The 12,987-nt window shown below is 71.0% G+C and carries 15 protein-coding genes and 3 tRNA genes; 14 read left to right on the forward strand and 4 right to left on the reverse strand.

The features are described from left to right. The 5 genes from ACIPSJ_RS09835 (at nt 1) to ACIPSJ_RS09855 (ending at nt 5,277) form a co-directional block, all read left to right on the forward strand. Nucleotides 1-1,575: an NADH-quinone oxidoreductase subunit M gene (locus ACIPSJ_RS09835; RefSeq protein WP_401344916.1), complete on the forward strand. Its 1,575-nt coding sequence runs from the start codon at nt 1-3 to the stop codon at nt 1,573-1,575. Next, complete coding sequence (locus tag ACIPSJ_RS09840) at nt 1,572-3,095, forward strand: NADH-quinone oxidoreductase subunit N (RefSeq protein WP_401344918.1); 1,524 nt, start codon at nt 1,572-1,574, stop codon at nt 3,093-3,095. Before ACIPSJ_RS09835 ends, ACIPSJ_RS09840 begins: the two co-directional genes overlap by 4 nt. A 252-nt stretch (nt 3,096-3,347) precedes the next feature. Further along, a complete protein-coding gene (htpX, locus tag ACIPSJ_RS09845; protein WP_355709537.1) occupies nt 3,348-4,211 on the forward strand; it encodes a zinc metalloprotease HtpX in 864 nt (287 codons plus the stop codon). Next, nucleotides 4,208-4,600: a YccF domain-containing protein gene (locus ACIPSJ_RS09850; RefSeq protein WP_355709535.1), complete on the forward strand. Its 393-nt coding sequence runs from the start codon at nt 4,208-4,210 to the stop codon at nt 4,598-4,600. Before htpX ends, ACIPSJ_RS09850 begins: the two co-directional genes overlap by 4 nt. Nucleotides 4,601-4,710: 110 nt before the next feature. After that, nucleotides 4,711-5,277, forward strand: a complete 567-nt coding sequence (locus tag ACIPSJ_RS09855; RefSeq protein ID WP_401344921.1) for an SMI1/KNR4 family protein — start codon at nt 4,711-4,713, stop codon at nt 5,275-5,277. Nucleotides 5,278-5,330: 53 nt separating this feature from the next. On the opposite strand, the gene ACIPSJ_RS09860 is transcribed toward ACIPSJ_RS09855, so the two are convergent. After that, a complete protein-coding gene (locus ACIPSJ_RS09860) occupies nt 5,331-6,575 on the reverse strand; it encodes an APC family permease (protein ID WP_401344923.1) in 1,245 nt (414 codons plus the stop codon). 188 nt (nt 6,576-6,763) lie between these two features. On the opposite strand from ACIPSJ_RS09860, the gene ACIPSJ_RS09865 reads away from it, so the two are divergent. Further along, complete coding sequence (locus ACIPSJ_RS09865; protein WP_355709529.1) at nt 6,764-7,030, forward strand: GlsB/YeaQ/YmgE family stress response membrane protein; 267 nt, start codon at nt 6,764-6,766, stop codon at nt 7,028-7,030. A gap of 28 nt (nt 7,031-7,058) precedes the next feature. Here ACIPSJ_RS09865 and ACIPSJ_RS09870 read toward each other — a convergent pair whose 3' ends face one another. Further along, nucleotides 7,059-7,547: a YajQ family cyclic di-GMP-binding protein gene (locus tag ACIPSJ_RS09870; protein ID WP_355729577.1), complete on the reverse strand. Its 489-nt coding sequence runs from the start codon at nt 7,545-7,547 to the stop codon at nt 7,059-7,061. A 227-nt stretch (nt 7,548-7,774) separates the two neighbouring features. On the opposite strand from ACIPSJ_RS09870, the gene ACIPSJ_RS09875 reads away from it, so the two are divergent. Next, a tRNA-Tyr gene (locus ACIPSJ_RS09875) sits at nt 7,775-7,856 on the forward strand. Between the two features lie 183 nt (nt 7,857-8,039). Then, nucleotides 8,040-8,252 carry a hypothetical protein gene (locus ACIPSJ_RS09880; RefSeq protein WP_401344926.1) on the forward strand — a complete coding sequence of 71 codons (213 nt, stop codon included), beginning with the start codon at nt 8,040-8,042 and terminating at the stop codon, nt 8,250-8,252. 72 nt (nt 8,253-8,324) lie between these two features. Here the strand turns inward: ACIPSJ_RS09880 and ACIPSJ_RS09885 are convergent, their stop codons facing one another. Continuing rightward, nucleotides 8,325-8,981 (reverse strand): NAD(P)H-binding protein, encoded by a 657-nt coding sequence (locus tag ACIPSJ_RS09885; protein ID WP_359210476.1) that lies wholly within the window; start codon nt 8,979-8,981, stop codon nt 8,325-8,327. A gap of 197 nt (nt 8,982-9,178) precedes the next feature. Next, on the reverse strand, nt 9,179-10,483 hold the full coding sequence (locus ACIPSJ_RS09890) for an amidohydrolase family protein (RefSeq protein WP_401344928.1): 1,305 nt from the start codon (nt 10,481-10,483) through the stop codon (nt 9,179-9,181). A gap of 267 nt (nt 10,484-10,750) precedes the next feature. Here ACIPSJ_RS09890 and ACIPSJ_RS09895 point away from each other — a divergent pair. The 6 genes from ACIPSJ_RS09895 (at nt 10,751) to ACIPSJ_RS09920 (ending at nt 12,953) form a co-directional block, all read left to right on the forward strand. After that, a tRNA-Thr gene (locus tag ACIPSJ_RS09895) sits at nt 10,751-10,823 on the forward strand. A 44-nt stretch (nt 10,824-10,867) separates the two neighbouring features. After that, nucleotides 10,868-10,940 (forward strand) — tRNA-Met (locus ACIPSJ_RS09900). Nucleotides 10,941-11,030: 90 nt separating this feature from the next. Beyond that, nucleotides 11,031-11,195, forward strand: coding sequence for a 50S ribosomal protein L33 (gene rpmG / locus ACIPSJ_RS09905; RefSeq protein ID WP_003948671.1), 165 nt, complete (start codon nt 11,031-11,033; stop codon nt 11,193-11,195). A gap of 117 nt (nt 11,196-11,312) precedes the next feature. Further along, a complete protein-coding gene (locus ACIPSJ_RS09910; protein WP_359210482.1) occupies nt 11,313-11,774 on the forward strand; it encodes a MaoC family dehydratase N-terminal domain-containing protein in 462 nt (153 codons plus the stop codon). 7 nt (nt 11,775-11,781) lie between these two features. Continuing rightward, nucleotides 11,782-12,210 (forward strand): MaoC family dehydratase, encoded by a 429-nt coding sequence (locus tag ACIPSJ_RS09915; protein ID WP_359210485.1) that lies wholly within the window; start codon nt 11,782-11,784, stop codon nt 12,208-12,210. Nucleotides 12,211-12,377: 167 nt separating this feature from the next. Next, on the forward strand, nt 12,378-12,953 hold the full coding sequence (locus ACIPSJ_RS09920) for a helix-turn-helix domain-containing protein (protein ID WP_359210488.1): 576 nt from the start codon (nt 12,378-12,380) through the stop codon (nt 12,951-12,953). The last annotated feature ends 34 nt before the right edge of the window (nt 12,954-12,987 follow it).

Here is a 12,987-nt window from a genome sequence, read left to right on the forward strand (position 1 = left end):
GTGATCGATATCAGCGAGTCCGTGATGCAGTTCCTTCTGGCATTGATCGTCGTCGGCCCGCTCCTCGGTGCCGTCGCCGCCCTGCTCCCCGCCCCGCCCGGGCTGAAGGGGAAGTCGCCCGAGCAGGCCGTGCTCCGGCACGGCGTGACCGTGACCGGCGCGATCCTCATCGCCGCGATCGTCCTCGCGCTCGGCTTCGACCACGACCATCCGTCGAGGATGCAGGCCACGACCGACATCAGCTGGATCCCCGCGCTCGACGTGCGCATCCACCTCGGCATCGACGGCATCTCCCTCCCTCTGGTGGTCCTGACCGCGCTGCTGAGCTTCCTCTGCGCGCTCTACTCGTACTTCAACATGCCCGCGGGCCCGTCCCCGAAGGCCTTCGTCGCCCTGCTGCTCGTGCTGGAGGCCGGCACCCTCGCGAGCTTCGCCGTCCTCGACCTGCTGCTGTTCTTCCTCGCGTTCGAGACGGTGCTCATCCCGATGTACTTCCTCATCGCCCGCTGGGGCGGCGAGGGCCGGACCCGGGCCGCCTGGAAGTTCATCCTCTTCACCCTGCTCGGGTCCGTCGTGATGCTGCTGGGCCTGCTCCTGATCGGAATCAAGGCGGGCACCTTCGACATGGTGGCACTCGCCACTGACAACGGCCGGTCGCTGACCACATCCGTGCAGGTCATCGCCGTTCTGGCGATCGGGATCGGGCTCGCGGTCAAGACCCCGATGTGGCCCCTGCACAGCTGGCTGCCGGACGCCCACACCGCCGCGCCGACCGTCGGCTCGGTGCTGCTGGCAGGCGTGCTGCTGAAGATGGGCACCTACGGGTTCGTCCGGATCCTGCTGCCGGTCGCACCGGACGGATTCCGCACCTTCGCGCCCTACCTCGCCGCCTTCGCCGTCGTCGGGATCATCTACGGATCCCTGGCCTGCCTGAACCTGGCGAAGCGCGGCGCGCGGGGCGACCTCAAACGCCTGATCGCCTACTCCTCCGTCGGCCACATGGGCTTCGTCCTGCTCGGCATCGCCACCATGACCCCGACCGGCGTCAACGGCGCCCTGTTCGCCAACATCGCCCACGGCCTCATCACAGGCCTGCTGTTCTTCCTGGTCGGCGGCCTGAAGGACCGCACCGGCACCACCGACCTCGACACCCTCGCCGAGGAGACCGGCGCCGCGCTCTACGGCAGGGCGCCGCGCCTCGGCGGCCTGCTCGCGTTCGCCGCCGTCGCCTCGCTCGGACTGCCCGGCCTCGCCGGGTTCTGGGGCGAGATGCTGGCCCTGTTCGGCGCGTTCGAGCCGGCCGCCGCCCTGAGCCGCCCGGCCTTCCTGACCTTCATGGCGATCGCGGCCTTCGGAACCCTGCTGACCGCCGCGTACATGCTGGCCGTGGTCCGCCGCGTCTGCATGGGCGCCGCATCGCGGGAGGTGCCGAAGCTCGCCGACGTCCGTACGTACGAGTTCGCTGCCTGGACCCCGCTCGTCGTCCTCACCGTCGTCGCCGGACTGTGGCCGAAGGCCCTGCTCGGCCTGACCGACCCGGCCGTGCAGCAGCTCCTCTCAGGAGGCACCCGATGAGCGTCCTGGCCCAGCCGCCGGCCGTGAACCTCGTCCAGTCCGTCGACTGGCTCGCCGTCGCGCCGCCCACTCTCACCGCGGTCGTCGCACTCGCCGTCCTGGTCGCCGACCTCTTCGTGCCCGAGGCCAGGAAGCCGCTCCTCGGCTGGGTCTCGGTCGCCGGACTCGCCGCCTCCGCCCTCCTGCTGCTGCCGCTCCTCGACCACGACCGCAGCACCTTCTGCCTGCCGGGCGCCACGCGCGCGTGCAGCTACACGGCCGACCGGTTCACCCTCGTCGTGCAGCTCCTCGTGCTCGGCGGCGCCCTGCTCACGGCCCTGCTGTCCGTCACCACCCTCAAGGACGGCAACCGCCGCTACCCCCAGGGCGAGTTCTGGTTCCTGCTGCTCTCCTCGGCCGCCGGCGCCGCCCTGCTGCCCGCCTCCCGCGACCTCGCCACCCTGATCGTCGCCCTGGAGGTCGCCTCCCTGCCCGCCTTCGCCCTCGTCGGCATCCGGCACGGCGACGCGAGGTCCTCCGAAGCGGCCCTGAAGTTCTTCCTGTCCTCGGTGACCGCGACCGCCGTCAGCCTCCTGGGCGTCAGCTTCGTGTACGCCACCACCGGCAGCCTCTACCTCACCCAGGTCGCCGACCGCATCCAGCACGTCGACGGACAACTGCACACCCTCGCCCAGGCGGGCGTCGTCCTCACCCTCGTGGGTTTCGCGTTCAAGACGGCCGCCGTCCCCTTCCACTTCTGGGTGCCCGACACCTACGTCGGCGCCCCGCTCCCCATCGCCGCCTACCTGTCGGTCGTCGGCAAGGCCGTCGGCTTCTCCGGCCTGATCCTGGTCACCGTCGTCGCCTTCCCGTCGTACGCCGACGTCTGGGGCCCCGCACTCGCCGCCCTGGCCGCCCTCACCATGACCGTCGGCAACGTGGCCGCCCTGCGCCAGCAGGCCACGCGCGCGTACAGCGCGGTACGGCTGCTCGCCTGGTCGTCGGTCGGGCAGGCCGGCTACCTGCTGGTACCGATCGCCGCCGCCGCGTACACCAAGGACGCCCAGCAGGCCATCGGCTCCACCGTCGCGTACGCCCTCATGTACGCGGCCGTGAACCTCGGCGCCTTCGCGGTGGCCGCCCTGGTGGGCCGTACGAGGGAACTCAACCGGATCACCGACTACCGCGGCCTGTACGCCAGGAACCCGCTCACCGCGCTGCTCCTGGCGTTCTTCCTGCTCTGCCTGGCCGGACTCCCACCCGGCATCATCGGCCTGTTCGCGAAGGTCACCGTCTTCTCGGCCGCCGTCGACGCGGGCCTGGGCTGGCTGGCCGTCGTCATGGCCGTCAACGTCGTGATCGCCCTCTTCTACTACCTCCAGTGGGCGGCCCTGCTGTTCCGCACCCCCGAGGGCGAGCCCGCGCGGCACCACCTCCCGGCGCCGCTCACGGTCGCGCTCGCCCTCACCGGCGCCCTGGGCGTCGCCCTCTCCGGGGCACCGCAGCTGGTACTCCGCTTCGCCGCCATCGGCCTGTTCTGACCCCCGTCCACGCGCGCGCGTGAAGCCCTTCACGCGCGCGAGCGACCGCCCGCGTCCACCCCGCACCCGCCCTCACCCGGACGGCTCACGCGGCGCACAGCGGACACAAGGGAACTAGCGGCCGCCGCCTGGCGTTGACCAGTGCGGGAGGGTCCACTGGACGTGACACCACGACACACCGGTGGCATCACCGATCGGAAGGCAGCAGCGCAGGCAAAGGGTTCCCCTGCCGCACGACTTGGAGGGCGTACCGTGCACCGCCGGCACAACGGACTCAGGACCGCAGTTCTCCTCGGGGGACTGTCGGCACTCATCATCGTCATCGGCAGTTTCTTCGGCCGGACGGGTCTGATCGTCGCGGTCCTCGTCGCCCTCGGCACGAACGCGTACGCGTACTGGAACAGCGACAAACTCGCGCTACGCGCGATGCGCGCGCGCCCGGTGAGCGAGTTCGAGGCCCCGGCCCTGTACCGGATGGTCCGCGAGCTCTCCACCCAGGCCCGCCAGCCCATGCCCCGCCTCTACATCTCCCCGACGGAGGCACCGAACGCCTTCGCGACGGGCCGCAACCCCCGCAACGCCGCCGTGTGCTGCACGGAGGGCATCCTGCGGATCCTGGACGAGCGGGAACTGCGCGGCGTCATCGGCCACGAGCTCAGCCACGTCTACAACCGCGACATCCTCATCTCGTCGGTCGCCGGCGCCCTCGCCTCGGTGATCATGTTCCTGGTCAACTTCGCCTGGCTGATCCCGGTCGGCCGTTCGGACGACGACGACGGCCCCGGCTTCCTCGGCCTGCTGCTGATCATGATCCTGGGCCCGCTCGCCGCCACCGTCATCCAGCTGGCCATCAGCCGTTCCCGGGAGTACGAGGCGGACGCGTCCGGCGCCCAGCTCACCGGCGACCCGCTCGCCCTCGCCGGCGCCCTGCGCAAGCTGGACGCCGGCACCAAGCAGCTCCCGCTGCCGCCCGAGCCCCGGATCGAGACCGCGAGCCACATGATGATCGCGAACCCCTTCCGTCCGGGCCAGGGACTGTCCAAGATGTTCTCGACGCATCCGCCCATGGCGGAACGGATCGCCCGGCTAGAGAAGATGGCAGGTCGCCCGCAGTGAAGACCATCCTGAACATCATTTGGCTCGTCCTGAGCGGCTTCTGGCTGTTCCTCGGCTACCTGCTGGCGGGCGTGATCCTCTGCGTCACGATCATCGGCATTCCCTTCGGCATAGCGGCCTTTCGTATCGGCGTGTACGCCCTGTGGCCCTTCGGGTACACGACCGTCGAGCGGCGCGACGCGGGCGCGCCCTCCTGCGTCGGCAACGTCCTGTGGCTGGTCCTCGCCGGCTGGTGGCTGGCGCTCGCCCACATCGTCACCGGCGTCGCCATGTGCCTCACGATCATCGGGATCCCGTTCGGTATCGCCAACTTCAAGCTGATCCCGGTCTCCCTGCTCCCGCTCGGACGCGAGATCGTGCCCACGGACCAGCCGTTCGCCACCCGCTGACCGCACCTCATCCGGCGCTCCCGGCACCCGAGTTGTCCACAGGCCGGAGCGCCGGCCGAGGTTGTCCACAGGCCGCCCCGATTGTCGGTGGCGGCCTGCATCATGAAGCCATGACCGAGATCGAGCAGTTGCTGACACGGGTGACCGCGCAGGCCGACGACTCCCGCCCGTGGGGCTGGCCCACGCTTCCCGCGCCCGTCGACGCGGCCACGCTCGACCGTGCCCGGGAGGCCCTGGGCTTCCCTCTGCCGCCCCTGCTCGCCGCGCTCTACACACGGGTGGGCGACGGCGGCTTCGGCCCGTCGTACGGCCTGCTGCCCCTGCTCGACGCCGCTCCCTCCGGCGAACCGGCCGCCGTCGTCCAGTACCTCACCAACCGCGAGTACGGCCGCAAGAACCCGGAGTGGGCCTGGCCCGAGGGTGTCCTGCCGATATCGCACTGGGGCTGCGGCATGTACGCGTGCGTGGACTGCAGAACCCCGCAGGCCACGGTCCTGCTATACGAGCCGAACGCCGACGACGCGGACGGCGCCTGGTTCGTGGACGCGCCCGCTCTCACCGACTGGCTGCGCGTCTGGCTGGACGGCACGGGCTGGTACGAGGAGGCCGACGAGGGCACCGATCTGGCGCCCTGGGCCGACTTCCGGGCACGCACCACCGCGGAACAGGCCCCCTGAGAGACCGACCGGGGCTCCACGGGACGCGGCTGCTCCGACACCGGGAGCGGCGTCTACCGAGCGGCGGCCCACCGTCGTACGGCGTACGCCGCCGCGCCCACCACCAGGACGGCCGCCCCGGCGGCCACCGACGTCAGCGGCAGCGCGAACGCGAGGACCGCGCAGCCCAGCAGCCCCACCAGCGGAACCACGCGCGCACGCGGTGCCGGATCGAGTGTCCACGCCGAGGCGTTGGCCACCGCGTAGTACGCCAGCACGCCGAAGGAGGAGAAACCGATGGCACCCCGGAGGTCCGCCGTCGCCGCCGCCACGGCGACCACCGCGCCCACGGCCAGCTCCGCGCGGTGCGGGACCTGGAAACGCGGATGCACGGCGGCCAGCGCCGGAGGCAGATGGCCGTCGCGGGCCATGGCGAGCGTGGTCCGTGACACCCCGAGGATCAACGCCAGCAGCGAGCCGAGCGCGGCCACCGCGGCCCCCACCCGCACCACGGGAACCAGCCCCGGCACCCCGGCCGCCCGCACCGCGTCGGCCAGCGGCGCGGCTGCCCGCCCGAGCCCGTCCGCGCCCAGCACCGAGAGCACGGCCACCGCCACGCACACGTACACCACCAAGGTGATACCGAGGGCCAGCGGAATCGCCCGCGGGATGGTGCGTGCCGGGTCCCGCACCTCCTCGCCGAGGGTCGCGATCCGCGCGTAGCCGGCGAACGCGAAGAACAGCAGGCCGGCCGCTTGAAGCAGCCCGCCGATGCCCGCCGACAGCCCGATGTGCAGCCGTCCGGCGTCCGCCTGCCCGGACGTCAGGCAGACGACCACCACGGCGGCGAGGACCGCCAGCACCACGGCCACGATCAGCCGGGTCAGCCACGCGGACTTCTGGATTCCGCCGTAGTTCACGGCGGTCAGCGCCACCACGGCCGCGACCGCCACCGCGTGCGCCTGTCCGGGCCAGACGTAGGCGCCCACGGTCAGTGCCATCGCGGCGCAGGACGCCGTCTTCCCGACGACGAAGGCCCAGCCCGCGAGGTACCCCCAGAAGGCGCCGAGACGCTCCCGCCCGTACACGTAGGTGCCGCCCGACTGCGGATACCGGGCGGCGAGGCGGGCCGAGGACATGGCGTTGCAGTAGGCGACCAGGGCGGCGACGGTGAGCGCGGGCAGCAGTGCCGACCCGGCCGCGCGGGCCGCCGGGCCCAGGGCGGAGAAGACGCCGGCGCCGACCATCGAGCCGAGGCCGACGAGCACGGCATCCCGCACACCGAGCGTGCGCCGCAGAACGGGTGGGGAGGCAGTCATGCGGCGAACCCTACTGATCCACGCAACCGTGCGGCATCGCCCGGTCGTCCTCGTCATCGACAGGACACGAACAGACGCGCGACGGCCCTGTGCGGACGGCTCGGGCATCTGGTCCGGCACAGCCGGACCAGACCGAAATCACAGGGCCGGATCAGTGCGAACACAGCGCGGAAGGGCAGGTTCAGGACATGGGCATCATCAGCTGGATCATCCTGGGACTGTTGGCCGGCGCCATCGCCAAATTCCTGCTGCCGGGGCGGGACCCCGGCGGCTTCATCGGCACGACCCTCATCGGCATCGTGGGTGCGTTCCTCGGCGGCTGGATATCGGCCCGCTGGCTGGACCACCCGATCACCAAGAACTTCTACGACGGCGCGACCTGGGTGGCGGCGATCGGCGGCTCGCTGGTCCTGCTGATCGCCTACCGCCTGCTGTTCGGCAACTCGCGCGACTGAGCGCGCCGCGACCACCGGCCGGCGACGACTACCGGTAGTTCACGAACTGGAGGGCGAAGTCGAAGTCCTGGCCCTTCAGGAGGGTGATCACGGCCTGGAGGTCGTCGCGGCTCTTGGAGCTGACCCGCAGTTCGTCGCCCTGGACCTGGGCCTTCACGCCCTTGGGGCCCTCGTCGCGGATGATCTTCGCGACCTTCTTCGCGTTCTCCTGGGAGATGCCCTCCTCGATCGACGCGAAGAGCTTGTACTCCTTGCCGGAGAGCTGCGGCTCACCGGCGTCCAGCGCCTTCAGCGAGATACCGCGCTTGATCAGCTTCGACTGGAAGACGTCGAGGATCGCCTTGACCCGCTCCTCGGAGTTCGCCTCCATCAGGATCTTCTCGCCGGACCAGGCGATCGAGGCGCCCACGCCCTTGAAGTCGTACCGCTGCGAGACCTCCTTCGCGGCCTGGTTGAGGGCGTTGTCGACCTCCTGCCGCTCGACCTTCGAGACGATGTCGAAACTGGAGTCGGCCATGTCCTGTGGCTCCTTGTATCGGGGGGCGTAACGGGGTGCGTTCCGGTACGGGGCGGCGGTCGCCGCGCCCGGTGTGGGGACCGGGCCGCATCCGCACCAGCCTAGCCACCCCGCGTCCCTCGGGCGGCGATCAATCGGGTGGCGAAGCACCCCATGGGATCGGGTATTGTTTACGTCGTTGCCAGGGAGCACCGCCGAAAAGCGGTTCGACTTGGTGGCAAACCCCCGGCGGTGTGCCCGAGCGGCCAAAGGGAGCAGACTGTAAATCTGCCGGCTCAGCCTTCCCAGGTTCGAATCCTGGCGCCGCCACTTTGGGGAAGACCCCCTCCGGACTGTGGAAACACAGTCCGGAGGGGGTCTCTTCGTTGTGCCGAGGGTTGTGCCCAGTGGGTGCGTGAGGTGTTCCACACCGAAGACGCCGGGACCGGCCGCACGGCCCTGGACCCCCACGGTCCCCGATACGTGCGCCCCGCCCCGGGGCACACTGAACGTATGTCCTCCCGACGCAGAACCTGTCCGGTGTGCCACCGCGAAATCGCCGTCGTCGCGGGCCGCTTCGCGCGGCACGACCCGCCCGGGGCGCGGGAGAGCGGCGACCTGGTCTCCTGCGCCGGCTCGCGACGGCACGCACAACTCGGGGCGGTCCAGGCGTCGTTGGACGGCTACGCCGTGCCGGACTTCCCCGGACAACTGCCGCTGTTCTGAGAACGCCCGTGCGGCTGCCGACCGCTGTCACTGCCAGCGGCTGTCACAAGCCCCAACGGCCGGGCGCCGGGTTCAGTTCCCGGCCACCGACTTCACGGCCACCGTGACCGGCGTAGACCCCCCGATCAGCTCCAGGGTCAGACCGGCCGTCGCCGAGGTGTCCACCAACTCCGCCAGCACGGCGGCCACGTCGTCACGGGTCACCGGCCCCCGGCCCGTGTGCGCCTCCAGCCGCACCAGGCCGGTGCCGGGCTCGTCCGTCAGCGCACCGGGGCGCAGGATCGTCCAGTCGAGGGCGTCCTGCCGGGTGACATGGGCGTCGGCCTCGCCCTTGGCCCGCAGATACACGTCGAAGACGTCGTCGCCCTGGTGCGTCGGATCCGCGCCCATCGAGGAGACGACCACGAAACGGCGCACGCCCGCGCGCACGGCCGCGTCCGCGAACACCACCGCCGCGCCCTTGTCCACGGTCTCCTTACGGGCCGTACCGCTGCCCGGGCCCGCGCCCGCCGCGAACACCGCCGCGTCCGCTCCCCGCAGCTGTGCCGCGACCTCCTCGGCCGAGGCCGACTCCAGGTCGAGCAGCACCGGTTCGGCACCGGCCGCCCGCAGGTCGTCGCCCTGCTCGGCCCTCCGGATGATCCCCGCGACCTCGTCCCCGCGCGCGGAGAGCAGGCGCTCCAACCGCAACGCGATCTGACCATGACCACCAGCGATGACAATGCGCATGGTTCCGACCGTACGCCCGAAGCCCCGCGTCCGCCGTACGACTTCATGCGCCCCACCCGCCCGGGTGGTTCCGCCGAGGCGCCCTACCGGGCTCGGCCCTTTCACGGGTACCCGCCGTGTGCGCCGTATGCTCCCCGCGCCCTCGCCCGCACACCGGCGCCCGCGGGCTTGTCACACGCTCCGGCGTGCCTCCGGGTTCAGGACACCTCTCCCCGGCCCTGGCGCGGCAGCCCCAGTTCGGCCGCCACCGCCGAGTTGCAGTACTCGCGGACCGCGCTGGTACGTGCCACCACGCGCCCCCGGTGCACCACGATCCGGCTGTAGGCGAGCGAGAGGGCGCCGGCCAGATGATCGCCGCGCACCGCGAGGAGTTCGGCGGGGAAACCGGCCTCCACGCGGACCTCGGGGAGGCCGAGGGCAGCGCGGGAGGAGGTGCTCACGGTGTCGTAGGCGTCCTTGGGGCGCAGACCGTGACGGGAGGCCAGGAGGTAGGCCGCCTCCAGGGGGTCGCCGCGGCCGACGGGGTTCGACAGGTCGCGCAGGGCACCGCTGCCGGCGGCGACCCGCACCCCGGCCGCGCGCAGCAGCCGTACCGGAGCCGTGCCGCGGCGGTCGACGGAGCCACAGCCGCCCTGGGGCAGGCACACCACCGTGACGCCGGCCGCGGCGAGCTGGTCCGCGACCCGGGCGGCCGCTTCGGCGGGCAGGCGCGAGAGCCCGGCGCACGGGCCGAGTGTCACGCCGGGGCGCATGCCGCCCGCCATCGCCGCGAGCCTGGCCAGCCGGGCCGGATCGACGGCGTCCGTGTGCAGATCGACCGGGCAGCCGTGCTCGGAGGCCACCTCCAGGACCGCCTCCGCGTACCCCGTGGGGTCGGGATCCAGGTCGGGGCAGCCGCCCATCACGGACGCGCCCATCTTCGCGGCGTCCCGCAGCATGGCGAGCCCGTCGGCGCCGGCGATCCCGGTCAGCACGCGCGGCATCGCGACCGCCGTCAGCTCCGCGAGCCCGCGTAGCGAGCGGCGCGCCTGGAGGACGGCGGCGAGGGCGCCGAGCCCCTGGACGTCGCCCACGCGCACGTGCGCGCGTACGGCCGTCGAACCGTGCCCGAGCTGCAGCAGGGCCGCCTCGGTGGCGCGGCGCTGGACGTCCTCCGGGTCGTACGGGACAGGGCCGTCGCGATCGGCGGAGAGGGCGGTGTCGCCGTGGGCGTGCGGTTCGGCCGGGGCCGGCAGGAGCAGGTAGCCGTTCAGGTCCACGCGCGCGCCGCCCGCGCCGCCCGCTGCGCCCGCGCGGGCCGGGCCCGGCGCCAGACTGCCGGCCGTACCGACCGCCTCGATGCGTCCGCCGCCCAGCCGTACGTCCACCGTCCTGCCGTCGGTGAGCCGCGCTCCGCACAGCAGGAGCACGGAGTGGTCGGACTGGCCCGAGGAACCTGAGGAACCGGAGGAACCCGAGGAGTTGGACGACGACGAGGGCGGCTGCGGCTGGCTGTCGGGCATCGCGCTCCAGGTAGGTCGGTCCAGGCAATGGACTCAAGATCACGCAGAGTGAGTCGAGCCTAGGGTGGCGAGCCGCGCGGGGCGGGGAGGAGCGCAATAGTCGTACCGGAGCCGTCGGACCTGCGGGGAACCGGTTCGAGGCGCGCGCGTGGGGAGCGCCGGAAGGGGTCCGAGAGGCTGCCGGGAGCCGTGCGGAAGGGGCCGGGAACGGCGGCGGGAAACGGATTTGGGTGAACGGCGGCCGAGCGTGTAATGTCTTCATCGCTCGCCCCAATAGCTCAGTCGGCAGAGCGTCTCCATGGTAAGGAGAAGGTCTACGGTTCGATTCCGTATTGGGGCTCTGGTGTGAGAGGTCCCGTCGCGAGGCGGGACTGATCTCATCAAAGCGGTGTAGCTCAGTCGGTAGAGCAAGCGGCTCATAATCGCTGTGTCACCGGTTCAAGTCCGGTCACCGCTACTGACAGTAGCCGATTGCGGGGTCGGTCCTTCGATCGGCTACTCTTTTGTGCGTTGAATCAGTCCATCCGTTCGTCTTAGGAGCACTCACGTGGCTGCCACCGACGTCCGCCCGAAGATCACGCTGGCCTGCGTGGAGTGCAAGGAGCGGAACTACATCACCAAGAAGAACCGGCGTAACAACCCGGACCGACTTGAGATGAAGAAGCACTGCCCGCGTTGCAACGCGCACACTGCGCACCGCGAAACGCGATAAGAAACAGGCTCGTTCGTGAGGCCGTCCCCGCTCGGGGGCGGCCTCACGGCGTTTCGGCAGACGGCTTTCCCGCTAGCTTGTGGGGCATCACAGCAGATATCAGGAGGTACCGGGCCAATGGCGCTCGACCAGTCCTTCGTGGGACGGACCTACCCACCCACCGAGCCCTACGAGGTGGGCCGGGAGAAGATCCGTGAGTTCGCCGAGGCGGTGGGCGACGCCAACCCGGTGTACACGGACCCGGAGGCCGCCAAGGCGCTCGGCTATTCCGATGTGATCGCCCCGCCGACTTTTGTCTTCTCGATCACTTTCCGCGCGGCCGGACAGGTCGTCGAGGACCCGCAGCTCGGCCTGGACTACAGCCGGGTGGTGCACGGCGACCAGAAGTTCGCCTACAAGCGCCCGGTCCGCGCCGGTGACCGGCTGAGCGTCACCTCGACCATCGAGGCCATCAAGTCCCTCGCCGGCAACGACATCATCGACATCCGCGGTGACGTCCACGACGAGGCGGGCGAACTCGTGGTGAGCGCCCTGACCAAGCTGGTGGCCCGCGCGGCGGACGTGGAAGAGGGGGCGTGAGGATCCGATGACGTCGAAGATCGCGTACACGGACGTCGAGGTCGGCACCGAACTGCCGGCGCAGACCTTCCCCGTGACCCGCGCCACGCTCGTGCAGTACGCGGGCGCCTCCGGGGACTTCAACCCCATCCACTGGAACGAGAAGTTCGCCAAGGAGGTGGGCCTGCCGGACGTCATCGCGCACGGCATGTTCACCATGGCCGAGGCGGTCCGGGTGGTCACCGACTGGATCGGCGACCCGGGCGCCGTCGTCGAGTACGGCGTCCGCTTCACCAAGCCCGTCGTCGTCCCGAACGACGACCAGGGCGCCCTCATCGAGGTCAGCGGCAAGGTCGCCGCCAAGCTCGACGACAACACCGTGCGCGTCGACCTGACGGCGATGAGCGCCGGGCAGAAGGTGCTGGGCATGTCGCGGGCGGTCGTACGACTGGGCTGAGCGACAGCCGACGGACCGCGCGGGCCTGCCGGTGAGGCGGGTTCGCGCGTACTCGTGAGCAGTAAGGGGCGTTCTCCATTGCGGGACGCCCCTTACGCGTTGTGGCTCCCGGAGGAGTCCGCGGATGCCCCTTGACTTAGTTAGTGATTGAGTACTAACTTCGTCGCATGGTCAGGATGAGTGCTGAGGAGCGGCGCGAGAGTGTCGTCCGCGCGGCGATCGCCGAGTTCTCGCAGAGGGGCTACTACGGCACCTCCACCGAGGCGATCGCCAAGCGGGTCGGGGTCTCGCAGCCGTATCTCTTCCGGCTCTTCCCGGGCAAGAAGGCGATGTTCGCCGCCGCCTCGCTGCGCTGCATCGACGAGATGCGCCAGGTCTTCGAGGAGGCGGCCCAGGGGCTTGAGGGCGCGGAAGCCCTGCAGGCCATGGGTGAGGCGTATGTGCGGCTGATCCAGGAGCGGCCGGAGCGGCTCCAGATGCAGATGCAGACGTACATCACCGTCGCCGCCGCGGAGGCGGAGGGCGAGCACGAGTTCGGTGAGCTCGTGCGGGCCGGCTGGCTGCGGTTGTGGGACACCGTGCACCTGCTGTCCGGGGCCGACGTGGACGTCACCACGGCCTTCCTGGCCAAGGGGATGCTCATCAACACCTACGCGGCCATGGGGTTTCCGCCCGAGCACCGGGTCTGGCGGGGGATGTACTCCGAAGCCGAGGCCGCTGGGGAGCTGGGGAAGTGTGTGTGAGGGAGGGGCGGTCCGCCGTCCTCGGCCCGGGCTT

It is taken from the genome of Streptomyces sp. NPDC090088 (assembly GCF_044747345.1).
Taxonomy (GTDB): Bacteria; Actinomycetota; Actinomycetes; order Streptomycetales; family Streptomycetaceae; genus Streptomyces.

What these genes read in the sequence shown, in the direction of transcription:
- ACIPSJ_RS09840 (WP_401344918.1), top strand. Translation starts at nt 1,572, where the DNA reads ATGAGCGTCCTGGCCCAGCCGCCGGCCGTGAACCTCGTCCAGTCCGTC.
- ACIPSJ_RS09855 (WP_401344921.1), top strand. Translation starts at nt 4,711, where the DNA reads ATGACCGAGATCGAGCAGTTGCTGACACGGGTGACCGCGCAGGCCGAC.
- ACIPSJ_RS09860 (WP_401344923.1), bottom strand. Translation starts at nt 6,575, where the DNA reads ATGACTGCCTCCCCACCCGTTCTGCGGCGCACGCTCGGTGTGCGGGAT.
- ACIPSJ_RS09865 (WP_355709529.1), top strand. Translation starts at nt 6,764, where the DNA reads ATGGGCATCATCAGCTGGATCATCCTGGGACTGTTGGCCGGCGCCATC.
- ACIPSJ_RS09870 (WP_355729577.1), bottom strand. Translation starts at nt 7,547, where the DNA reads ATGGCCGACTCCAGTTTCGACATCGTCTCGAAGGTCGAGCGGCAGGAG.
- ACIPSJ_RS09880 (WP_401344926.1), top strand. Translation starts at nt 8,040, where the DNA reads ATGTCCTCCCGACGCAGAACCTGTCCGGTGTGCCACCGCGAAATCGCC.
- ACIPSJ_RS09885 (WP_359210476.1), bottom strand. Translation starts at nt 8,981, where the DNA reads ATGCGCATTGTCATCGCTGGTGGTCATGGTCAGATCGCGTTGCGGTTG.
- ACIPSJ_RS09890 (WP_401344928.1), bottom strand. Translation starts at nt 10,483, where the DNA reads ATGCCCGACAGCCAGCCGCAGCCGCCCTCGTCGTCGTCCAACTCCTCG.
- ACIPSJ_RS09910 (WP_359210482.1), top strand. Translation starts at nt 11,313, where the DNA reads ATGGCGCTCGACCAGTCCTTCGTGGGACGGACCTACCCACCCACCGAG.
- ACIPSJ_RS09915 (WP_359210485.1), top strand. Translation starts at nt 11,782, where the DNA reads ATGACGTCGAAGATCGCGTACACGGACGTCGAGGTCGGCACCGAACTG.
- ACIPSJ_RS09920 (WP_359210488.1), top strand. Translation starts at nt 12,378, where the DNA reads ATGGTCAGGATGAGTGCTGAGGAGCGGCGCGAGAGTGTCGTCCGCGCG.